The sequence below is a fragment of the Streptomyces sp. NPDC020597 genome (assembly GCF_044335095.1).
Classification (GTDB): Bacteria; Actinomycetota; Actinomycetes; order Streptomycetales; family Streptomycetaceae; genus Streptomyces.
The window spans coordinates 240,362-263,304 of the sequence record NZ_JBIRUL010000011.1 but is presented as its reverse complement, the minus strand read 5'-3'; the positions used below and the strand labels follow the sequence as shown (position 1 = coordinate 263,304).

Sequence of the window (22,943 nt, the reverse complement as noted above, 5' to 3'; positions counted from 1 at the left end):
AAGCCGGTCAGCTGCTGCTGACGGTCAGGTTGTTGGTGGTGAAGTTCAGGCCGCCGGAGGACGAGGTGATCTCGTAGCCGAACTGGAGGTCGCCGATGGTCTCGTTGCCGAACCAGCCCTTGGTGTCCTTGATCCACTTGAGGATCGGCAGGATGTTCACGGTGCCGGACGTCGAGTTGGAGGTGCGGATGAAGGAGAACACCGCATTGGAGCCGTTGCTGCCCTTGTAGACGGTCCAGGAGTGACCGCCGAGCGTGACGTTGCCCTGCGAGGATCCGAGGGGGCCGACGGGTCCGGTCCTGTTGACCCAGAGCATGATCTCGTAGCGGTGCGCGGTGTCCCAGATGTCGTACGACGTGTTGTACGCGCCGGACGACGGGACGGTGACGTTGTAGGTGCTGGAGAGCGAGCCCAGCGAGGTGATCGACTTGTTGATCACCTTCTTGGAGTCGGGGTACGACTTGATGCCGCCGGTGTTGGGGTGGTTGGCCCAGACGCCCCAGTTGGTGCCGGAATTGGCCCAGACGCACTGGCTGCCCGCGCCGGAGCCCCAGATGTTGTTGTAGAGCGTGTAGCCGTTGAGGCTGGTGTTGCCCCACTGGTCGCAGGAGTTCCAGACGGCGGCCGAGGCGGGGGCGGAGGCGAGGCCCACGGTGGCGCCGAGCGCGAGGGCGGGAGCGAGGAGGGCCTGGACGACCCTGCGGGGGGTTCGGGTCCGTATTGCCATGGTGTCCCTTCCATGGGTGGGGGGAACTGCGGTTCTTCAGGGGGGAGTCACCACGTCCTCAGGGTGAGGACGTGGTCTTCTCCGGCGACCAGGTCCAGCGTTCGGGGATCGCCGGTGGAAGTCCGGACTTCGACACGGTGCGTGCGGTGCGGTGTGACGACCGCCCGGGCGCCCTCGGGGCCCCAGGTCAGGTCGATCTCGGCGCCGAACCGGGTGCGCACGCCGCGCAGTCGGCCCGCGGGGAGCGCGGTGGGCACCGCGGGCAGCAGCACCAGCCGCTCGGGGGTGGACTGGACGAGCGCCTCGATCAGCACGGCGGGCAGGGTGTGCGCGGCGTCGGCGTTGTAGACGTCGCGGCGGGGGTAGTGGGCGCTCATCAGGGAGTCGTGGAAGAAGTCGCCGTCGAGGACCGCCCCCAGGGCGTTCGCGACCCTTCGGCCGTCCCGGAGGCGGGCGGCGATCAGCGCGTGGTGCAGGTGGCCGTGCGCGGAGTCGTTCTCGGCGCCGCGCAGCTCCAGGGCTCGGTGGGCGGCGGCGGCCGTGCGCGGGGTGTCGTAGGGGTTGATCTCGTCGAGGGGCCAGACGCCGTACAGATGGCTGAGGTGGCGGTGGTCGTAGGAGTCGTCGAGGCCGGGCCAGGCCCATTCGGCGAGTGCTCCGTCGGCGTTGGTGCGGTGAGGCGGGAGGCGGTCGGCGAGGGCGCGCCAGCGGGCGGCCGCCTCCGGGGCGTGCGGGTGGTAGTCGGCCGCGGTGAGCAGCGCGTGCCGGGCGGCGGAGAGGTCCATGGCCGCGTTCAGCGCGCCCCAGCTGCCGCCCGCGGGCCGGTTCTCCGGCGAGTACGAGGGGACGACGACGAGGCGGCCGTCCGGGCCGGTGCGGGTGAGGAAGTCCTCGTAGAACCGGGCGACCTCGGCGAGGGCGGCGGCGGTGCGCGGGTCGCGGGCGCCGCGGGTCTCGTCGTGGTCGACGAGGGGCTTGAGCAGCCAGTCGGCGCCTGCGGTCCACAGGTGGAGCGGGTATTCGCGGTCGAAGTGGTACGCCAGCCCGGACTCGCCGTCGGTGTGTGCGGGCGCGACCACGCCCCGGGCGCCGAACACCGCGCGGGCGTTCGCCCTCCAGTCGTCGAGCTGACGGTCGATCAGCGAGGCGAGCGCTTCGGTGACTTCGGGCAGCGCGGCGGCCGCGGCCGAGGCGGTCTGGAGGTTGACGTTGGCGTCGTTGGTGAACGCACCGGACCACGCGGTGTCCCAGTCGCCGGTCCACAGGCCCGGCAGGCGCGGCGGGTTCAGACCGGAGGAGGACAGGAGGTGGTAGCGGCCCGCGGCGAACAGGCGCTCGAGGAGGGCTGTGCTGTGCGGGCGGCGGAGCAGGTCGGACCCGGTCAGGGCGCGCTCGGCGGGGTCGGCGCGCAGGTCGAGGGTGACGCGGCGGTAGGCGGTGCGGTGCAGGGCGAGGTGTCGCTCGAGCAGCTCGTCGTAGGAGTGCGGCAGCCCGGCCAGGGCGCGCTGCTCCGCGAAGACGTCCGGTTCGCCGGTGTGCCGGAGCACCCGGGTCAGCAGCAGCACCGTCGCCGCGCCGGTGACCCGCACCCCGGGAAGGGTGAGCTCGGTGCGGCCGCCGGCGGCCACGACGAGGGTCACGCCGGTGTACGCGCGGTCGCTGTCCGGGTAGCGGGCGCGCAGCGTGAGCCAGGCGCCGGTCGTCGTGCGCACGGCGCCGTGTCCGACGGCGAGGCCGGCGGGGACGCCGGGGAGCCGGTGGTCCAGGGCGATGTCCAGGTCGAGTCCGGTGACCTGGTGGACGATCACGTCGTCGGCGCGGGAGACGAACACCCGGCCGGCGGCGCCCGCACGGGTCGCGACGGTCTCGCCGGTGGTGAAGTCGACCGACCGCAGGTGCCGGCCGTCGCGGCGCGGCTCGTCCGAGGGCGTGCGGCGCACGTCCATCCGGAAGGCCGGGTGGAAGGGCTGGACCCATTGCAGCGGGCGGTGGTCGGTGTAGCTCTCGGCGGCTGTGGTCTCACCGGCGAGCAGCCTGTCCTGCAGCGCCCGGAGTCCGTCGGCCAGCTCGGGGGGCCTTGCGTGTTCGGAGCCGTTGGGGCGGACCAGGCGGTGATGGGTGACGACGACGTGTTCGTCGTGGGGGTCGCCGAACACGAGGGCGCCGTGCCGGCCGTTGCCGGTGAGGAACGCGTCCTCCCAGCGGGCCGCGGCCCGGCGCTCCCACGTTCCGTGGACCGGGCCGTCGGCGCCGCCGAGGGCGGGCGGGGCGGGCGGGCGGGTCATGGGCGCAGCACCGCCACGCCGTAGCGACCCAGCTCGATCTCGTCCGTGACCCTCGCGCCGGTCAGCAGGTCGCGGTGCGAGCCCGCGAGGGCGACGGTCACGGGTTCGCGGCCGTGGTGGAGGAGGAAGAGCAGGTCGCCCCGGCGCACGGCCTCGACGCCGGGCGGCAGGCCCTCGACGACGGGCCGGACGCCCGCCTCGGCGGCGATCCGGGCGATGAGCGTGCGGAAGGCGTCGGGCTCGGGGAGGGTGGACAGGTACCAGGCGCGGTCCCGGCGCAGGACGGCGGGCATCCCCTCGAGCTCGCCCTGCCGGTAGACCGCTTCGACGCGGGCGTCCGCGGCCGGCTCCAGCTCCTCGGACCACAGGGCGCCGTGGAAGCCGTCGGCCGCCACCGTCTCCCCCGCGTCCAGCGGCCACCACTCGTGCAGGACGCGGATGCCGAACAGCTCTCGCAGCCGGGCGTCCATGCCGCCGTCCCGTACCCGGTCGTCCTCGTCGGCGACGCCGGTGAGGAACCCGCAGACCAGGACTCCGCCGGCGCGGACGTACCGCAGGAGGTTGTCGATCGCGGCGTCCGTGAGGGCGTACAGCTGCGGGACGAGGATCATCCGGTAGCCGGACAGGTCGTGCTCGGGGTGGGCGAAGTCGGTGGTGAGGCCGTTCTCCCAGAGGGCGCGGTGCCAGGCGGTGAGGACGGCCGGCAGGTCGACCTCGGTGGACGGACGGGCGTCCTGGGCGCCGGCCCACCAGGAGTGCCAGTCGTGCAGTACGGCGACGTCGGCGACGATGCGCCGGTCCGCCGTGTGCGGGCCGAGGGCCGCGAGGTCGGCGCCGAGCTGCTTGACCTCCTGGAAGGTGCGGCCTTCCTCGCCGGCGTGGCTGACCATTCCGGAATGGAACTTCTCCGCGCCCTGCCGGGACTGCCGCCACTGGAAGAAGCAGACGGCGTCCGCGCCGCGGGCGACCGCCTGCAGGGACCACAGCCGGTTCATGCCGCGCGGCTTGGGGTGGTTGACGCCGCGCCAGTTGACCGGGCCGGCCGCCTGCTCCATCAGCATCCAGGGTCCGCGCGCCTGGGAGCGGGTCAGGTCCTGGACCATGGCGGCGTACTGGGCGGCCGAGGGGTCGCGGGGGTCGGGGTACAGGTCGACGGAGACGACGTCCTCCTCCTCGGCCCACCGCCAGGCGTCCTGGCCGATCCACAGCGGCATGAAGTTGGTGGTGACCGGCAGGTGGGGGGTGTGCCGGGCGACGATGTCGCGTTCGGCCCGGTAGCACTCCAGGAGCATGTCGGAGGTGAAGCGCCGGAAGTCCAGCACCTGGGTCGGGTTCTTCAGGTAGTGCGGGGTGCGCGGGGGGAGGATGCCGTCCCAGGTGTCGTAGCCCTGGGACCAGAACGCGGTGCCCCAGGCGGTGTTGAGGGCGTCCAGGGTGCGGTACTTCTCGCGCAGCCAGCGCCGGAAGGCGGCGGCGGCCTCGTCGCCGTGGTCGAAGGTGCAGTACTCGTTGTTGATGTGCCACATGGTGAGGGCGGGGTGGTCGGCGTAGCGGGCGGCCAGGTCCTCGGTGATGGCGGCGGCGTAGCGGCGGTAGGCGGCGCTGGAGTGCGAGAAGTGCTGGCGGCCGCCCCACCACTCGACTCGGCCGTCCTCGGTGCGGGGCAGGGTCTCCGGGTGCAGCCGGCCCATCCAGGGCGGGGGCGAGGAGGTCGGGGTGGCCAGGACGACGCCGACGCCGGCCGTGTGCATCAGGTCCATCAGGGTGTCGAGCCAGCCGAACTCCCTCGCCCCGGGCTCGGGTTCGAGTCGCGACCAGGAGAAGACGCCGAGCGTGACGGAGTTGACGCCGGCGTCCCGCATGAGCCGGACGTCCTCGTGCCAGGTCTTCTCGGGCCACTGTTCGGGGTTGTAGTCGCCGCCGAAGAGGATCCGGCCGCGGGTGGCGTCGCCCAGGTTCGGCATCAGACGGGCTCCCCGTACTGGATGCCGCGGCCGTTGGTGGCGATGTAGACGCGGCCGTACACGCGCGGGTCGGCGGCGATGGTCGCGCCGATCCAGCCCCACTGGCGCCGGTCGTCGTTGATGCGCGCCCAGGTCCGCGCGCCGTCGTCGGAGCGGTACACGGCGGTGATCGTATCCGTGGAGCCGACCTGGTAGACGGCAGGGTAGGCGGCGCCGGCGGCGGCCTTGCCGAAGGCCACGGTGTAGGAGGCCCAGCAGCTGGTCAGCTTGGTGAAGGCGGCCCCGCCGTCGGTGGACCGGTAGAGCCCGTTCCACTTGGTGCTCAGCCACAGGTCGCCGGACCGGCCCGGGGCCGCGGCCAGCTGGAACTGGGTGTCCCCGGAGGGCAGTCCGCCCGCCCGCCCGGTGAAGGTGAGGCCGCGGTCCGTGCTGGCGAACAGGGTGCCGGTGTCGGTGTCGTAGGCGTAGAAGCGCGTGGGGTCGGCCGGGTCGGCGAGCGGGGTGGCGCCCTTGGGGAAGGAGGCGACCTCGGACCAGGTCGCGCCGTTGTCGGCGGAGCGCTGCGCGGGGTACCTGGTCCCGTCCCAGTGCACGAAGGACCACAGCAGCACGCTGCCGTCGCTGTTGGTCGCGATGGGCCCCGGGGCGTCCTTGGCGATCGCGGGCTGGGCCGCGAAGGGCGCCCAGGTCTTCCCGCCGTCGTCGGAGTACGCGCCGTTGCCGTGGTCGCCCCAGCCGGTGCGCACGACGTACGAGGGCTTCGCCGCGGCCTGGGCGAGTCCGGTCGCCGTGCCGAACACGGGGTCGGCCGCCATGCCGCGGGAGGGTGAGGCCGTGAGCCGCTCGTGGTACATCACTCCGACGTCCCCGAGGCCGCTGATCAGGTGCGCCCGGCCGGTCGGGGGCGAGATCAGCAGGCGTACGGAGGTCTCCTCCAGGCCCCGGACCTGCGGGGCCCAGTGCTTCAGGTCCCGGGTGCCGTAGAGGGTGGCGCCGGTGCCGTACACGACGTGCCGCGAGTCGTACGGGTCGACGGCGACGGCCTGGATCCACCAGCCGAACTTGGGCTCGCCGGCGCCGAAGGTGAGGAAGGGGGTCTCGGACACGTCGAGGACCGCGGAGTCCTTGAGGGAGGTCCAGGTACGGCCGCCGTTCGTGGTCCGGTACAGGGTGTCCACGGCCGACCAGCGGTTGTTCGTGGAGACGACGACCGTGCCGGGTCGGCGCGCGTCGACGGCGGCCCCGCCGTAGCCGAAGGCGTCGCCGCTCGCGGGGCGGACCGGGGTGACGTCGGTCCATCTGCCGTTCGCCGTGGCGAGCTTGTGCACGCTGCCGTCGGACTGCCCGTTGGGTCCGGGCGCGTCGGCGTACGTCACGTACAGCTGACGGGTGTGGCGGTCGTACGCGGCCCGGATCGGCACCCTGGCGCTGGTGCCGGAGGGCTGGCCGGGGACGGCCTCCCAGGTGGCGCCGTCCGCGGTGCGATACAGGTTGGGGGCGGTCCCGTCGGAGTCGCCCCAGCCGGCGTAGACGACCCGCCCGGCGGCGACGAGGAGCGTGACGCCCTGCCCGGCGGCGGACGGCGTCGCGGGGAAGCCGGCCGCGGCCGCCCAGGTCGCGCCCCGGTCGGTCGACTTCAGCAGGCCGTCGTGGCGGGTGCCCAGCCACAGGGTGTCGCTGTCGCGCGGATCGACCAGCAGCCGCTCGCCGGCGCCCCGGCCGTCCTCGTTTCCGCCGAGCTTCACGGTCAGGTCGGTGCGGGCCCAGGTGGCGCCGCGGTCCTCGGAGCGCAGGACGGCGCCGTTGCCGGCCCAGGCCTGGGTGTAGGTGCCGAGGGCCAGGTAGACACGGTCGGGGTGCGCGGGGTCGACGGCGAGGGCCTCCACGCCGAGCAGGTTCCAGTCGTCCCAGCCGAGGTGGTCGGTGAGGGGCGTCCAGCGGGCGGTCCGGTCGTCCCAGCGGTAGGCGCCGCCGATGTCGGTGCGGGCGTAGGCGAGTCCGCGGACGGCGGGATGGAAGAGGACGCCGGTGACGAACCCGGTGCCGCCGATGACGGCTTGGCGCCAGCGGTAGGAGGGGGCGGCGGAGGCGGCGGCCTCGGCGGCGCCCGGGAAGGACGCAACGGCGGTGATCGCGGCGGCGGCCGCGGTCGCTGCGAGAACGGCACGACGGCTGGGCCCGGACGTCAGCATGACAGACCTCGCTCTGCGCTAAGGGAATGGTGAACGCCCTTCGGGGGCGCGGGGAACTGCGCGGGGGGCCCCGACGGACCGGCAGCCGCCGTGACGGTCGAAGGCCCCGGCGATCAGGCGCGGGTCACCCCTTCACCGCGCCGGTGAGCATGCCCTTCTTGAAGTGCTTCTGGACGAACGGGGACAGCACGGCGACCGGCAGCAGCGCCATCACCATGACCGCCATCTGCACGGCGAGACCCGACAGCTGACCGGTCTTGATGGCCTGGCCGAGGCCGACCGGCGCCTCCTGCTTCTGGACCAGCTGGATCATGACGTTCTGCAGCGGCATCATGTCCTGGTCGTTGAGGTACAGCGACGCGTTGAACCAGGCGCTCCAGTAGCCGACGGCGTAGAAGAGCGTGATCACCGCCAGCACGGCCCTCGACAGAGGCATGACGATCTGCCACAGGATCCGGAAGTCCCCGGCCCCGTCGATCCGCGCGCTGTCGATGAGTTCCTGCGAGATTCCCGTGAAGAAGCCCCGCAGGACCAGGATGTTGAACACGCTGAGCGCGCTCGGCAGGATCAGCGCGAGATAGGTGTCCGTCAGGCCGAGCGACTGCACCAGCAGGTAGGTCGGGATCAGGCCGGCGCTGAAGAACATCGTCGCCAGCAGGATCATCAGGATCCAGCGGTGGGCGAGCGAGCCCGAGCGGGAGAGCCCGTAGGCGCACAGCACGGAGACGCTCATCGAGAAGAGGGTGCCGACGAGGGTGATCAGCACGCTGATCACCGCCGCCCTCGTCACCTGTCCGCCGCTGAGCAGCTCCTGGTAGGCGACGAAGGTGATGCCCTTGGGGATCATCACCAGACCGCCGGCCTCGTCGATCGTCCTGCGGGAGGAGAGGCTGGTGACGACGACGATCCAGATGGGGAAGACGATGCCGAAGCAGGCGAGCGCGAGGACGATTCCCTTGCCCGCGAGGCCCGCCTTGCCGGGCTCCTCCTCCCAGGCCGGACGGGGCGGGGCCGCCCACCGGCCGGGCCGTTCCGCCGTCGCCCTGTCGAGGACCGCCGCCGTCTTGTCGAGGACCGTGCTCATTTCTTGTACACCCCCTGCTCGCCCATGAGATGGGCCGCCTTGTTCGCGGCGAGGACCAGTCCGAGACTGACGACGCCCTTGATCAGCCCTGCGGCGGCCGCGTATCCGAAGTCCTGGTTGCGTACGCCGTTCCACCAGACGAAGGTGTCGAGCACCTCCGAGGCCCCTGGTCCGACCGCGTCACGTTGCAGCAGGATCTGTTCGAAGCCGACCGTCAGCGCGTCTCCCACCCGCAGCACCAGGAGCAGCGCGATCACCGGCCGCAGCGCGGGGAGCGTCACGTGCCAGACACGGCGCCAGCGCCCGGCGCCGTCCATCGCGGCGGCCTCGTACAGGTCCGTCGGGACGGAGGAGAGCGCGGCGAGGAAGACGATGATCCCCCAGCCCGCGTCCTTCCACACGCTCTCCGCCGTGACGAGGAACTTGAAGGTGTCCGGGTCGGTCATGATGTCGAGGCCGTCGTAGCCGTGCTGGCGCAGGAGCTGCGACAGGATGCCGGCGCCGCCGAACAGCTGCTGGAACACCGCGATGACCAGCACCCAGGAGAAGAAGTGCGGCAGGTAGAGGATCGCCTGCGAGAGCGCCCGCACCCTCGGCCTGACCACGCTGTTGATCACCAGGGCGAGGACGATGGGGATGGGGAAGTACAGCACGAGCTGGAGGAAGAACAGAACGAGCGTGTTCTGCACGGCGTTCCAGAACGCCGAGTCCTCGAAGATGCGCTGGAAGTTCTCCAGGCCCACCCAGGGACTGTGCAGCATCGAGACGATGCCGTTGTCGCTGATGTACGGGTCGTAGTCCTGGAACGCGACGATGTTGCCCAGGATCGGCAGGTAGTTGAAGACCAGGAGCAGCACCAGTGCCGGCAGGGTCATGAGGAGCAGGGTCCGGTCGCGGCGGAACCGCAGCCGCAGGCTCTGCTTCCCGGTGGGTCCGTCCTTGCGCGCACCGGTGTCGCCGCCGGCCGGCGCCGGGATCTGCGGCGGTCGGGCTGTCGTCGTCTTGGCCCCGCGTCGAGGCACCGTGCTGTGGGACACGGCCGTTCTCCTCGCCTCGCTGCCGGTCAGCTCGCCGCCGGACCGTTGTCGTCGAGCAGCTTCTGGTACCAGTCGCGCAGCTTGTCGCCGCCCTTGCTCTTCCAGTCGGAGACGGCCTGCTGCATGTCGCTGATCTTCTTGCGGCCGCGGGTGATGTCGTCCTCCAGCTGCTCGAAGTCGTTGGAGAGGTTGGTGTAACGGGCCGGCTCGGTGATCTGCATGCCGTAGAAGGAGGACTTCCTGGTGAAGCCGCCCGCGCGCTGCTGCCACTCGACCTGCGCCTTGGCGACCTCGGGGAAGTCGGGGTGCGCGATGGTGGCGGCGGGGCTCGCGACCATGACGTACGCGTTCGACACCTCGTTGTTGCCCTGGTCGGTCTTGACCGGGACGCCGTCCTTGACGGTGTAGTGGGTTCCCTCCACGCCGTAGTTGGTCATCATGTACTCCTTGGTGCCGTACGGCGCGGCGGTGACGTTGGCCACGGCCAGGACGTCACGGACGACCGACTCGGACGCCTTCTTGTTGACGAAGGCGAAGATGCCGGCCGGCTGTTCGGCCCAGAGGCTGGGGTCGCCGCCGTCGTGTCCGTAGACGTCCATCCCCCAGATCTTGAACCGGGGGTTCTGGGTGGCCTGTTCGGCGGTGCGGCCCCACCACTGGCTGATGTTGTTGGAGTAGATCAGGAACTCGCCCGCCGCGAACTTGGGGCCGGGGTCGGGGGCCGTCTTGCCCAGTTCGCCGTCGGGGTGCACCACTTTGGCGGCGAACAGCTTGCGGGTCCACTCCAGCGCCTCGAGGTACTCGTCGGTCTCGATGCGGTTGACGAGCTTGCCGTCGACGAGGTTCCAGCCGAGCGGCTTCTCGCTGCCGGAGAGCACTCCGAACATCTGCCAGGCGGTCCACTTCATGTCCAGGCAGGCCCACCGCTTGGCCTTGGCGTTGGTGATCTCCTTGGCCAGGGCCATGAACTCGTCCGCCGAGCGCGGGATTTCGTAGCCCTCCTTGTCGAAGATGTCCTTGCGGTAGAGGGGCACGATGCTGGGGACGTACGGTGCGGGCATCGGCAGGCCGCGCAGCTTGCCGCCGAAGATGGAGCGCCGCCAGGCGTCCGTCGGGATCGCCGCGAGGTTCGGGTACTCCTTGACCTTGTCGCCGGACAGGTAGGGGCCGAGGTCGGCGAACTTGCTGAGGATGGCGCTGGGTATCTTGCCGCCCATGTTCCAGCCGGGGACGACCACCACGTCCGGCACCTCGCTGGAGGCGAGGACCGCGCCGAGCTTCTGGTCGTAGGTGTTGCCGTCCTGGTTCTGCCAGACGACGTCGACGCCGATGAGGTCGTTCATCCCCTTGTAGTAGGCGTTCGTGCCCTTGGGCGGGGAGCCCCAGAACGGCGACATGATCGTGACCTTGCCGCCCTTGCCCAGCTTCTTGGGCACCGAGTCCTTCAGCGTCGCCAGGTCCAGCTTGCCGGTGAACCCCATCGCCGAGCCGTTCTTGGCCGGGATGTCCGGCGTCACCACGTTGCTGGCCACGAAGGCGGGAAGGATCTTCTCGGCGTCCTTTCCGGACGTCGTCCCGTCACGCGACCCGCCGTCCGACCCTCCGCAGCCGGCTAGCAGCGGCATCCCGCCGGCCACGGCTGCGGTGGCGACCGCCGTGGAGGCGAGGAAGCTTCTCCGACTCGGCCCGGAGGAGGCGGAAGCGGCGTTCGGCGTCATTGCGTCAACCCTTCATGGCGCACCAGGACACCCGGCGGTGGCCGGCGGCTGCGGTGTCTCGAGTGGAACTGACTGAGCCGAAGCGGTTCCGGCGGCCCCCTGTGCTGGACCTTTCCAGTCGAAGCGCTTCGATGTTGCTGCGAGGTTAAGTGAACACCCGGGGGTGCACAAGGGTCGTCCCCAAGTTTCCTCAGCGACATCCGGGGTGACCTGTTCGTATGCCCCGCTTGAAATAAGCGTGAGGTCCCCTTGACACCCACCGGTGCGTCCAAAGAGCATCGAAGCGCTTCGAAAGAGCCAGCTCGGTCCACCGCAAAGGGAACCCCACGTGACCGCACACACGCCGCCCACGCCGCCTTTCCGCGATCCGCAGCTGCCGTTCGCGAAGCGCATCGACGACCTGTTGTCCCGGCTGACCCTGGACGAGAAGGTCTCCTTCCTGCACCAGTTCGCCCCGGCCGTCGAGCGGCTCGGCGTCGAGGCGTTCCGCACCGGCCAGGAGGCGCTGCACGGCGTCGCGTGGATGGGGCCGGCGACGGTGTTCCCGCAGGCCGTGGGGTTGGGCGCGACCTGGAACACCGACCTGGTGCGCCGGGTCGGCGAGGCGGTGTCCAAGGAGGTCCGGGCGATGCGCGCCCTCGACGAGCGCGTCGGCCTGAACGTCTGGGCCCCCACCGTCAACCTGCTGCGCCACCCGCTGTGGGGCCGTAACGAGGAGGGCTACTCGGAGGATCCGAAGCTGACCTCGGCCATCGCCACCGCCTACACGCACGGCCTGCGCGGGGACCACCCGACGTACTGGCGCACGGCTCCCGTCCTCAAGCACTGGCTGGCGCACAACAACGAGACGGGCCGGGACGTCACCTCCTCCTCGGTCCGCCCCCGGGTGCTGCACGAGTACGATCTGCGCGCTTTCCGCGACACCGTGGAGGCGGGCGCGGTGGCGGGCGTGATGCCCGCGTACAACCTGGTCAACGGCCGTCCCAACCACGTCTCGCCGTATCTGCGCGAGCAACTGCGGACCTGGACCGACGAGGAGCTGATGGTCTGCTCGGATGCGGGCGCGCCGTCCAACCTGGTCGACTCCGAGCACTACTTCGACACCCACGAGGAGGCGACGGCGGCCTCGCTGCTCGCCGGCGTGGACAGCTTCACCGACCACGGCGCCGACGGCTCGAAGATCGTCGCCCGGCTCCGGGGCGCCCTGGAGCAGGGCCTGCTGACGGAGGCCGACGTCGACGCGGCGGTCCGCCGCCAGCTTTCGGTCCGCTTCCGGCTCGGCGAGTTCGACCCGCAGGACGACCCGCACGCCCAAACCGGCGAGTTCGACACCCCGCGGCACCGCGCGCTCGCCGCCGAGGCGGCCGAGCAGGCGGTCGTGCTGCTGCGCAACGACGGCGTGCTGCCGCTGGCCGCCGACACCCGGATCGCGGTGGTCGGACTGCTCGCCGACGAGAGCAAGACGGACTGGTACAGCGGCACGCCGATCCACCGCTGCACCCCGCTGGAAGGGCTGTACGAGCGGTTCGGCGCCGAACGGGTCGAGTTCGCCGAGGGCGTGGACCGGGTCCTGCTGAGGACCTCTGCGGGGACCTTCCTGAAGGTCCCCGCCGCGCCCGAGGCCCGCGACGAGGTGCGCGGCGCCGAGGGCGCCCTCGACCCTGCGCTGCTGGCCGGCCGCACCGACCTGCCGCCGCTGACCGCGGACGCCGAGGGCACCGAGCTGGCGCTGGTGGACTGGGGCGGGGACGTGCTGACGCTGCGCGCCCCCGACGGGCGCTACCTCTCGGTCGCCGAGGACGGTCTGCTGCGCGCCTCCGCCGACCAGCCGGGCGGATGGATCGTGCAGGAGACGTTCCGCCTCGAACCCCACGGGAACGGTCACCTCCTGCTGCACCTGGGCACGGGTCGTCACGTGTGTGTCGCCGCCGACGGTGTGCGGGTTGCCGGGCCCGACGCGGAGACCGGGGGGAGTCCCGAGGTCTTCGAGCTCATCGTCGTCGAATCCGGCGAGAGCGCAGTGACCCGGGTCACTGCCGGGGCGGACGTGGTCGTGGTGGTGGCCGGCAACGACCCGCACATCAACGGCCGGGAGACCGAGGACCGCACCACGCTGCGCCTGCCGGCCCACCAGGAGAGGCTGCTGGCGGCCGCCCGGGCGGCGGGCGCGCGCACGGTGCTGGTGCTGGTGTCGGCGTACCCGTACGCGTTCGACCCGGACCCGCTGTCCGCGGCGCTGTGGACGGCACACGGCGGCCAGGCCGCGGGAGCCGCCCTGGCGCGCGTCCTGGCCGGCGACGTCTCCCCCGCCGGCCGCCTGCCGCAGACCTGGTACGCCGACGACGCGGACCTGCCCGACCTGCTGGACTACGACGTGATCGGCGCCCGGCAGACCTACCTCTACTTCGAGGGCGCCGCGCTGTTCCCGTTCGGGCACGGCCTGTCCTACGCGTCGTTCTCGTACGCCGGTCTCTCGGTACGCGTGACGGACGGCAGGGCGCACGTCGCCTGCACGGTGACCAACACCGGCGACACGACGGCCGACGAGGTCGTCCAGCTGTACACCCGCGCCGCGGACCCGTCGGTCGTCCGCCCTCGCCGGGAGCTGCTCGACTGCCGCCGGATCACCCTGGCGCCCGGCGCGTGCGCGGACGTCGCCTTCGAGGCGCCGCTGTCCGCCTTCGCGTTCTGGGACGTGGCGCGGGGCCGACGGCGACTGGAGCCCGGCCCGTACGAGTTCCTGGTCGGCGCGTCCAGCGAGGACGTCCGCCTGCGCACCACCGCCGTCCTCGACGGCGAGCCGTCGGCGCCGCGCGCGGTGCGCGCGGACGGACTCCGGGCGGCCGACTTCGACGAGCAGGGCGGGACCGAGATCGTCGACCGTGCGAAGGAGTCCGGCGACGCGGTGACGCCGGCCGGCGGCGGGACGGGCGAACTGCTCTACCGCGCCTGCGACTTCGGCGCGAGCACGGAGACGGGCGCGGGATCGGGCTCGGGCGGCGGCGCACCGGGGGTGACGGCCGTGACGGTGACGGCGTCCGGCGAGGGCTCGGTGGAACTCTCCCTGGACGGCGGTCCGGTGCTGGCCACGGTGACCCTCGAAACGCCCACGCCGGGCCCGTACTCCTACGTCACCGTGGACGCGCCCTTCGCGGCGGACGGCGTGCACGACCTGCGCCTCGGACTGCGCGGCCCGCTGCGGCTCGCGCATGTCGGCTTCTCCGGTTGAGGGTCCGGACGAGGCCGACACCGAGAAGGGGCCCGGCGCCGGAAGGCATCGGCGCCGGGCCCCTTCGAGGACGGCGCGTGAGCGCCGATCCGAAGACTATATGAAAATGGTTCCCATTAGCCAGAGGCCCCCGAACCGTTCGGGGGCCGGCCGGCTCAGAGCGCGAGCCCCGTGAGCACCAGCACCCGCTCGTAGGTGTAGTCCTCCATCGCGAACCGGACGCCCTCGCGGCCCACGCCGGACTGCTTGACGCCGCCGTACGGCATCTGGTCCGCACGGTAGGAGGGCACGTCGCCGATGACGACGCCGCCGACCTCGAGCGCGCGGTGGGCACGGAAGGCCGCCTGCACGTCGTGCGTGAACACGCCCGCCTGCAGGCCGTACTTGGAGGCGTTGACGGCGGCGAAGGCCTCGGCCTCGCCCTCGGTGCGCTGCACGGTGAGGACCGGTCCGAAGATCTCCTCGCACGCGACCTCGGTGTCGGCCGGGACGTCGACGAGGACGGTCGGCGCATAGGTCGCGCCGTCGCGCTCGCCGCCGGTCAGGAGCTTCGCGCCGGCCGCCACCGCCTCGTCGACCCACGTCTCGACCCGCCGGGCCGCGTCCTCGCTGACCAGCGGGCCGACGTCGGTCGCGGCGTCCGACGGGTCACCGGTGACCTGCGCCTCGACGGCGGCGACGATGCGCGGCAGCAGCCGGTCGTACACGGAGGCGTCCGCGATGACCCGCTGCACCGAGATGCAGGACTGACCGCCCTGGTAGTTGGAGAAGGTCGCGATGCGGGTGGCGGCCCAGTCGAGGTCCGCGTCGCTCGCGTAGTCGCCGAGGACGACGGCCGCGCCGTTGCCGCCCAGCTCCAGGGTGCAGTGCTTGCGCGGCACCGAGTCCATGATCGCGTAGCCGACCTTCTCGGAGCCGGTGAAGGAGATCACGGGCAGCCGCTCGTCCTGCACGAGGGCCGGCATGCGGTCGTTGGAGACCGGCAGGATCGACCAGGAGCCGGCCGGCAGCTCGGTCTCGGCGAGCAGCTCGCCGATGACCAGACCGGACAGCGGGGTCGCCGGGGCGGGCTTGAGGATGATCGGCGCGCCCGCCGCGATCGCCGGGGCGACCTTGTGCGCGCACAGGTTCAGCGGGAAGTTGAACGGCGCGATGCCCAGCACCACGCCCTTGGGGAAGCGCCGGGTCAGCGCGAGCCGCCCCTGGCCGCCGGCGTCGGTGTCGAGCCGCTGGGCCTCGCCGCCGTTGAACCGCCGGGCCTCCTCGGCCGCGAAGCGGAAGACGGACACGGCGCGGCCGACCTCGCCGCGCGCCCACTTGACCGGCTTGCCGTTCTCGGCGGAGATCAGCCGGGCGATCTCCTCGGTGCGCTCGGCGAGCCGCTTGCTGACGTGGTCGAGGGCGGCGGCGCGCACGTGGGCCGGAGTGCCGGCGAACTCGTCCCGCACGGCGTGGGCGGCGGCGACGGCCTCCTCGACCTGTGCGTCCGTCGGCACGCTGACCCTGCCGACGAGCCGGCCGTCCCACGGGGAGGCCACGTCGAACGCGTCCTCGCCGGTGACCTGGCGTCCGGCGAGCCAGAAGGCGTGGGTGGCCCCCACGTTCGTTTCCTGGGGCATGGTCGAGTCCCGGCCCTTCCGCTTAGGGGGTGTCCTGTGGTTTTCGTGGTCCACGGTAGGGGCGCGAGGCCGAGGGGGCGCTTGTCCGAGTCGTACGGGTGGGCGGCTCGGACGCGACGGTTTGGCGTGATCGGCCGCGCTCCCCTGCCGGGCCGCGTTCCCGCGCCGGGTCGCGCTCCTGCGGCAAGCCGCGTTCCCGTGCCGGGTCGCGTTCCCGAGCCGACAGGAGCCACAGCGCCCCGAGCAGCACCGTGCACAGACACCAGCTGGCCACCACGTCCAGCGGCCAGTGGTAGCCGCGTCGGACCAGTCCGAAGGAGACGCCGAGGACGAGGAGGACGCTCGTGGCCACGGCCGTCCGCCGCGCGAGCGCCGTCCGCAGCCACGGCAGCAGGACCAGCACCGCGGAGCCGTAGGCGACGGCCGCCGTCGCCGTGTGCCCGGAGGGGAAGTAACCGGTGGCGGGCGGCACGGCGGGCGTTCCGGGCCGGTCGGTCCACTCCTTGAGGGGGACGACGATCAGCGGCACCAGCAGCATCGGGCCGAGCGCCGCGGCCGGCGGCGCCCACCACCGCGCCGCACCCGCCGTGCTGCCCCGCCAGGCCGCGTACCCGGCGGCCAGCACCAGCACGGGCACCGCGATCTGCACCTCGCCGAGGTCGGCCAGCAGCTCGGAGGCCCGGTCGGGGTGGACGAGGGCACGGCTGAGGCGCGCGTCCGCGCGCAGCAGCGGTCCGCCGACGGCGACCTGCCAGGTGATCAGCGCGAACAGGACGGCGGGCAGGCCGAGCAGAAGGGCGGGAAGAGGGCCGGCGAGGGGGCCGAGGAGGGCGCGGCTCGGACGGGACGACATGAGCCACAGCTTGTCAGCTTGTCGGAGCGGCCGCGGGCCGGAGAAAGACCGAAAAAAAGACCCCGGAGCGCATCCGGGGTCTTTCCGCGTGGTCGGCGCCTGAAGAAGGAGGTCGGCCGCCCCGGAACAGGGGGGATTGTTCCGGGGTGGCCGTCCGGACCGGAGACGCCGGCCGCCCCGGGGGGTTTGGGGCGGGCGACCGTCCGATCGGTGGAGATCCGAAGCCGGAGCTCCGGTTGTGTGCGCGAGGGCACGACCAGGTCGAAGCTGGGGAGGCCCCGGCCTGGAATCCGTCCACGGTCTCCCGTGGACGGGGTGTATCTCTCATCCGGGTAGAACCTACGACAGGGCCGGGGCGGTACGACAGACCGTCTGCCGTCCCGCCATCCTCCTCGCACACCTTCTTCACACGCTGTGCGGGCAAGGGCGATCACCTGTGCGGCGACCGCTTCAGATGCGCGCGAACGCCTGCTCGATGATGTCGAGACCCTCGCCGAGCAGGTCCTCGCCGATGACCAGCGGGGGCAGGAAGCGCAGGACGTTGCCGTAGGTGCCGCAGGTGAGCACCAGCAGACCCTCCTGGTGGCAGGCCTTCGCGAGCGCGGCGGTCGCCTCGGCGTCCGGCTCCTTCGTCGTGCGGTCCTTGACCAGCTCGATGGCGATCATCGCGCCGCGTCCGCGGACGTCGCCGATGATGTCGAACTTCTCGGCCATGGCGGTGAGGCGGCCCTTCATGATCGCCTCGATGTTCTTCGCCCGGGCGTTGAGGTCCAGCTCCTTCATCGTCTCGATGGAGCCGAGCGCGCCCGCGCAGGCGACCGGGTTGCCGCCGTAGGTGCCGCCCAGGCCGCCCGGGTGCGCCGCGTCCATGATCTCGGCGCGGCCGGTGACGGCGGCCAACGGCAGACCGCCGGCGATGCCCTTGGCGGTGGTGATCAGGTCAGGGACGATCCCCTCGTCCTCGCAGGCGAACCACTGGCCGGTGCGGCAGAAGCCGGACTGGATCTCGTCGGCGACGAAGACGATGCCGTTGTCGGACGCGAACTTGCGGATGGCCGGCAGGAAGCCCGCGGCGGGCTCGATGAAGCCGCCCTCGCCCAGCACCGGCTCGATGATGATCGCGGCGACGTTCTCCGCGCCGACCTGCTTGCTGATCTGGTCGACGGCCTGGGCGGCGGCCTCGGGACCGGCGTTCTCGGCGCCCGTCGGCCAGCGGTAGCCGTAGGCGACCGGCACCCGGTAGACCTCGGGCGCGAACGGCCCGAAGCCGTGCTTGTACGGCATGTTCTTCGCCGTCAGCGCCATGGTGAGGTTGGTCCGGCCGTGGTAGCCGTGGTCGAAGACGACGACGGCCTGGCGCTTGGTGTACGCCCGCGCGATCTTGACGGCGTTCTCGACGGCCTCGGCGCCGGAGTTGAACAGCGCGGACTTCTTGGCGTGGTCGCCCGGGGTCAGCTCGGCGAGCGCCTCGGCGACCTCCACGTAGCCCTCGTAGGGGGTGACCATGAAGCAGGTGTGGGTGAAGTCGGCGAGCTGGGCGGAGGCCCGGCGCACCACGGCCTCGGCGGACGCGCCGACGGAGGTGACCGCGATGCCGGAGCCGAAGTCGATCAGGCGGTTGCCGTCGACGTCCTCGATGATGCCGCCGCCCGCGCGCGCGGTGAACACGGGCAGCACCGAGCCCACCCCGGCCGCGACCGCGGCGGTCCGGCGGGCCTGGAGTTCCTGCGACTTGGGGCCGGGGATGGCGGTGACGACGCGGCGCTCCTGCGGAAGGGCGGTCATGAGGGGCTCCTGGGGTTCTGCGGACGCTTTCCGTTCCTTTCTCGCAGGCTAGGACGGGGAGCGAGGGGTCGGCATGCTCCATGTGGGCGGTGTCGGCGGGGCGGCTTGTCCGTCGTGGACAGTGCACACGGGCGGGGAACGTCGCAGGCCCGGCCGCGTAAGCGGTGAACTCCCCTTGCGGGCGCGTTAGATTGACTCGCTGATGGCAGACGGAACGGCTGGTCAGGGGGCAGGGGCGATGGACAGCGACGGGACGCAGGACGCGCGGCGTGCGCAGGCGAATCCTGTGCCGCGCCCGGCGGGGCCTCCGCGGCCGCCCGCCACACCGCCGCGGACGCCCGCCGCGCCTCCGCGGCCGGACCGTGCGCCGGGCGTGCCGCCCGCCTCCGAGCACTCCCCGCGGGCCGCGTCCGCCGTGGCCGACTGGCTCGACGAGGCGCGCCCCGCGACCCGGCCGGGCGTCTGGCGGCACGGTCACCGGCCGCCGAGGACGGCGCGGACGCCGGAGCGGCTCGCGCCGGTGACCGTCGTCGGCATGCTGGTGCCGCTGGTGATCGCGCTGGTCCTGTGGTCGCTGTGGCGGCGGGGCGCCATGCCCTACCAGTTCACCCTGCTGCGGCTGTTCACCCCGGACGACTGGTGGTGGGGCGGCACGATCGCCTCCCCCAAGAACATGGACGGCGCCGAGGCCCGGGTCGTCTACGACGGCGTCTTCTTCGCCGTGCTCGTCTACGCCATGGGACGGCTGGGCAGCTGGCCGCACGCGGCGCGGCACTTCGTCGGCCGCCGGCCGCAGCCCGGGCGGGCCCTGATCGCCCTGCTCGGCGCGCTCGCCGCGCTGAGCTTCGTCTTCCCCGGCGCCTTCGGCGTCGGCTGGGACGCGCTGCCGGTCGTCGACCCGCTGTTCTCGCTCATCGTGCTCGTCTCCGGCGGTTACGAGCTGTTCGCCTCCCCCCTGTTCACGAACGCCCTGTACGCCGCCATCACGCTGCTGGTGGCGTGGCCGTTCGCCCGGCTCGGCGGCTGGTGGCCGTACGCGAAGCAGCTGCTCGCCGCCCGCCGGGCCGATCCGGGCCAGGCCGCGCCCGCGGCGGAGCGGCCCCGTTCCCAGTGGCCCGAGCTGCGGGACGCCGGGCAGTACGAAGCGGCCGACCTGCTGACCGGCGAGGTCGCCGCGGGCCGGATGAACGACGTGGACTGCGTGCGCGTGCGGCGGGCGTGGACCGCCGGACTCGGGGACTTCCGGGAGACCGTGCTGCGGCAGGGCGGCGCCGCCTGGACCCACCCCTCGGGCGCCCGCGACCTGCCCCGGCGCGCCGCGCGCCACGACCTGCTCGCCGGGCAGGTGCGCATCGGCCGCTGGGCGGACGGCGAGCGCACGCCCGCCGGCTACCGGGAGGCGGGCGCCGCGCTCGGCCCGGACGTGCTGGGCACCTCGCTGCTCGCCGTCGGTCCGTCCGGGTCCGGCAAGACGCGGACCCTGCTCGAACCGCTGACCGAGGCGCTCGCGCTGCAGGCGCTCACCGGGACGTGCGCCGTGGTCGCCGTGTCGTCGCCGGGCGGCGGACCGCTCGGCCCGGACGCGGCGTTCGACGTGATCGTCCGGATCGGCGACCCGTCGTCCGTGCACGATCTGGACCCGTACGCGGGCTCCGACGACCCGGACGAGGCGGCCGGGATCCTCGCCGAGGCGCTGGCCGGCGACCTCGACGCGGTGAGCGGCCAGAGCGCGACGACGGCGCTGGCCCAGTTGCTCGGCCCCTACCGGGCCGCCCACGGGCGCTTCCCCTCCCTCCCCGAACTGCTCGAACTGCTGGAGGGCGAGCCGGGGGCGGTGTCCGCGCTGCGCGCGGCGGTGGCCGGCGACGAGGTGATGCGCCGTGAGCTGGAGGCCCGGCTCCGCCAGACGGGGACGCCGGGCGACGCGGGCCGTGCCCTCGCCGACCGGCTGGCGCTGCTGAACCGGCCGGTGTTCGCGGAGTTCTTCGGCGGCGCGAGCGACGCGCACCGGGCGTTCTCGCTGCGCGCCGTCGCCCACCATCCGCTGCGCGTCCGCGTCGACCTGCCCGACCGGGGACACGAGGAGGCGGGCCGGCTGATCACCCGGCTGGTCCTCGCCCAGTTCCAGACGGTCGTGCGCGAGCGGCACGACCACTTCGCGTGCCTCGTCCTCGACGACGCCACGGGGACCGTCACCGAGGGGTCGGTGCGCCGGCTCCAGCGGCTGCGCTCGCAGAACGCGGGCGTGGTGCTCGCCCTGCGCAGCGTCGGCGACGTCCCCGAGGCGCTGCACGGGCCGCTGTACGGCGCGGTCGGCTGCCGGATGGCGTTCTCGGGCATCACCACCTGGGACGGCAACCGGTTCGCGCAGACCTGGGGCACCGAGTGGGTGGAGACCACGGAGGTCGCCAAGCACACCGTCTTCGCCGACCAGCCGATGACCCGCGCCATCCACGCCCTGCGCAAGCTGGTGACCGGCAGGGCGGTGACCACCGACGCGGTGACCGTGCGGCAGGTGGAGCGGGAGCGGTGGTCGGCGTCCCAGCTGGCGCACGAGATCCCGCCGGGCCACGCGGTGCTGTCGCTGACGAGCACGGACGGCGAGCACGCGCCGCCCCTGTTGGTCGACCTGCGGGGCTGAAGCGGCGGCCCGGGACCGTACGGTGAGGCAGAATCGACACAGATCCTTCATACGAAGCGGCCAACGCTGCCCCTCTCCCCCGATCTGAAGGCCCCATGCCTCCCACCCTCGCGTCGCTCGTCCACCATTCCGCGCTGAAGCTCACCGTGCGGGCGGGCGAGGACCGTCTGGACGTGCCGGTGCGCTGGGCGCACGTCAGCGAGCTCGCCGACCCCGTGCCGTACATGGAGGGCGGGGAACTGCTGCTGATCACCGCGCTCAAGCTGGACGCGGCGGACCCGGAGGCGATGCGGCGCTATGTGCGGCGGCTGTCGAAGGCGGGCGTGGTCGGGCTCGGCTTCGCCGTCGGCGTCAACTACGACGAGATCCCGCAGGCGCTGGTGGACGCGGCGACGGAGGAGAACCTGCCGCTGCTGGAGGTGCCGCGCCGCACGCCCTTCCTCGCCATCAGCAAGGCGGTGTCGGCGGCGATCGCGGCCGACCAGTACCGGGCGGTGACCGCCGGGTTCGCGGCTCAGCGCGAGCTGACGAAGCAGGCCCTCTCGGACGGCGCCGAGGGACTGCTCCGCGCGCTCGCCGCCCAGGTCGACGGATGGGCGGCGCTGTACGACGCGTCGGGCGCCGTGGTGGCGGCCGCACCCGAGTGGGCCGCCCGGCGGGCCGCCCGGCTCACGGCGGAGGTGGAGCGGCTGCGGGAGCGGCCGGCCCCGGCCTCGGCGGTGGTGGGCGGCGGCGGCCCGGAGCAGGCCGAGTCCGGGGGCCGCCTCGACGACCGGGTCGAACTGCACTCGCTGGGCACCGGGCGCCGCCCTCGCGCGGCGCTCGCCGTCGGCACCGCCGCGGCCCTCGGGACCGCCGAGCGGTACGCCGTCCACTCGGCCATCGCGCTGCTGACCCTCACCACGGAACGCTCGCGCTCGCTGTACACGGCGCAGCAGCGGATCGGCGCGGCGGTGCTGCGGATGCTGCTGGCGGGCGAACCGGACCACGCGCGGGCCGTCGCCGGGCACCTGTACGGCGATCTGCTCGACGTCCCCTTCCGCGTGATCGTCGCCGAGTCGGCGCCGGCCCCCGTGGCGCGGACGCATCCGGAGGGGCCGGGGCACGGCCCGCTCGCTGCCCGGTCGCCGGCCGCGTCCGACACGGCCGGGGAGCCGTTCGGCGGTCTTGTCGAGGCCCTCGAGTCGGCGGCCGCCCGGGCCGGTGAGGCGGTGCTCGTGGTGCCCGAGGGCGAGCGGCTGGTGGCGCTGGTCACGGACGGCGGCGCGGCCGTGTCGGCGTGCGCGCGGTACGCGACGGCGCTGGAGGCCGCCCGGGCGGAGGGGGGCGGCGGTGCCGAGGCCGGCCCGGGGGGCGAGCTCGTGGTGGGCCTGTCGGCGCCGGCCGGACCGATCGCGGCGGCGGCCGCCTACAGACAGTCGGAACAGGCCCTGTCCGTGGCGCGTCGCCGGGGCCGGGTGTTCGTGGAGCACGAGCGGCTGGCGGCGGGTTCGGTGCTGCCGCTGCTCGCGGACGACGCGGTGAAGGCGTTCGCGGACAGTCTGCTGCGCGCCCTGCACGAGCACGACGCGACCGGCCGCGGCGATCTGGTGGCCTCCCTGCGGGCCTGGCTCTCCCGCCACGGACAGTGGGACGCGGCGGCGGCCGACCTGGGCGTCCACCGCCACACCCTGCGCTACCGCATGCGCCGGGTGGAGGAGATCCTCGGCCGCTCCCTGGACGACCCGGACGTCCGGATGGAGCTGTGGCTGGCCCTGAAGGCGACGTCGACGGACTGAACGCTCCGCCGCGGGCGACGCCGCTCCCGGC

At 72.9% G+C, this 22,943-nt stretch carries 13 protein-coding genes; 3 read left to right on the top strand and 10 right to left on the bottom strand.

Features of this window, described 5'->3' with window-relative positions; translation table 11 throughout:
* Positions 1-7: 7 nt before the first annotated feature.
* The 7 genes from ACH4ZA_RS21600 to ACH4ZA_RS21570 all read right to left on the bottom strand — a co-directional run bounded on the left by ACH4ZA_RS21600 (position 8) and on the right by ACH4ZA_RS21570 (position 11,007).
* A complete protein-coding gene (locus ACH4ZA_RS21600; RefSeq protein WP_319280405.1) occupies positions 8-727 on the bottom strand; it encodes a hypothetical protein in 720 nt (239 codons plus the stop codon).
* 47 nt (positions 728-774) lie between these two features.
* Entirely contained in the window at positions 775-3,012 is a 2,238-nt protein-coding gene (locus tag ACH4ZA_RS21595; RefSeq protein WP_398430986.1) for a glycosyl hydrolase family 95 catalytic domain-containing protein, read from the bottom strand.
* A complete protein-coding gene (locus ACH4ZA_RS21590) occupies positions 3,009-4,976 on the bottom strand; it encodes a beta-galactosidase (protein WP_319280400.1) in 1,968 nt (655 codons plus the stop codon). The genes ACH4ZA_RS21595 and ACH4ZA_RS21590 overlap by 4 nt, the downstream gene beginning before the upstream one ends.
* On the bottom strand, positions 4,976-7,168 hold the full coding sequence (locus ACH4ZA_RS21585; RefSeq protein ID WP_319280398.1) for a 1,4-beta-glucanase: 2,193 nt from the start codon (positions 7,166-7,168) through the stop codon (positions 4,976-4,978). The genes ACH4ZA_RS21590 and ACH4ZA_RS21585 overlap by 1 nt, the downstream gene beginning before the upstream one ends.
* Positions 7,169-7,292: 124 nt before the next feature.
* Positions 7,293-8,252: a carbohydrate ABC transporter permease gene (locus ACH4ZA_RS21580; protein ID WP_319280396.1), complete on the bottom strand. Its 960-nt coding sequence runs from the start codon at positions 8,250-8,252 to the stop codon at positions 7,293-7,295.
* Positions 8,249-9,289 carry an ABC transporter permease subunit gene (locus ACH4ZA_RS21575; RefSeq protein WP_319280394.1) on the bottom strand — a complete coding sequence of 347 codons (1,041 nt, stop codon included), beginning with the start codon at positions 9,287-9,289 and terminating at the stop codon, positions 8,249-8,251. Before ACH4ZA_RS21575 ends, ACH4ZA_RS21580 begins: the two co-directional genes overlap by 4 nt.
* 26 nt (positions 9,290-9,315) lie before the next feature.
* Positions 9,316-11,007, bottom strand: coding sequence for an extracellular solute-binding protein (locus tag ACH4ZA_RS21570; RefSeq protein ID WP_319280392.1), 1,692 nt, complete (start codon positions 11,005-11,007; stop codon positions 9,316-9,318).
* Between the two features lie 328 nt (positions 11,008-11,335).
* Here ACH4ZA_RS21570 and ACH4ZA_RS21565 point away from each other — a divergent pair, with 328 nt between their 5' ends.
* Positions 11,336-14,236: a glycoside hydrolase family 3 C-terminal domain-containing protein gene (locus tag ACH4ZA_RS21565; protein WP_319280389.1), complete on the top strand. Its 2,901-nt coding sequence runs from the start codon at positions 11,336-11,338 to the stop codon at positions 14,234-14,236.
* A 155-nt stretch (positions 14,237-14,391) separates the two neighbouring features.
* On the opposite strand, the gene ACH4ZA_RS21560 is transcribed toward ACH4ZA_RS21565, so the two are convergent.
* The 3 genes from ACH4ZA_RS21560 to gabT form a co-directional block, all read right to left on the bottom strand.
* On the bottom strand, positions 14,392-15,837 hold the full coding sequence (locus ACH4ZA_RS21560) for an aldehyde dehydrogenase family protein (protein WP_398430998.1): 1,446 nt from the start codon (positions 15,835-15,837) through the stop codon (positions 14,392-14,394).
* A 40-nt stretch (positions 15,838-15,877) separates the two neighbouring features.
* Positions 15,878-16,708: a phosphatase PAP2 family protein gene (locus ACH4ZA_RS21555; protein WP_319280385.1), complete on the bottom strand. Its 831-nt coding sequence runs from the start codon at positions 16,706-16,708 to the stop codon at positions 15,878-15,880.
* Positions 16,709-17,158: 450 nt separating this feature from the next.
* A complete protein-coding gene (gene gabT, locus ACH4ZA_RS21550) occupies positions 17,159-18,493 on the bottom strand; it encodes a 4-aminobutyrate--2-oxoglutarate transaminase (protein WP_398430981.1) in 1,335 nt (444 codons plus the stop codon).
* A 238-nt stretch (positions 18,494-18,731) separates the two neighbouring features.
* Between gabT and ACH4ZA_RS21545 the strand changes: the two genes are divergently transcribed.
* Together ACH4ZA_RS21545 and ACH4ZA_RS21540 are read left to right on the top strand one after the other, a co-directional pair.
* Complete coding sequence (locus ACH4ZA_RS21545; protein ID WP_398430996.1) at positions 18,732-21,134, top strand: ATP/GTP-binding protein; 2,403 nt, start codon at positions 18,732-18,734, stop codon at positions 21,132-21,134.
* 95 nt (positions 21,135-21,229) lie between these two features.
* Positions 21,230-22,912 (top strand): PucR family transcriptional regulator, encoded by a 1,683-nt coding sequence (locus tag ACH4ZA_RS21540; protein ID WP_398430979.1) that lies wholly within the window; start codon positions 21,230-21,232, stop codon positions 22,910-22,912.
* The last annotated feature ends 31 nt before the right edge of the window (positions 22,913-22,943 follow it).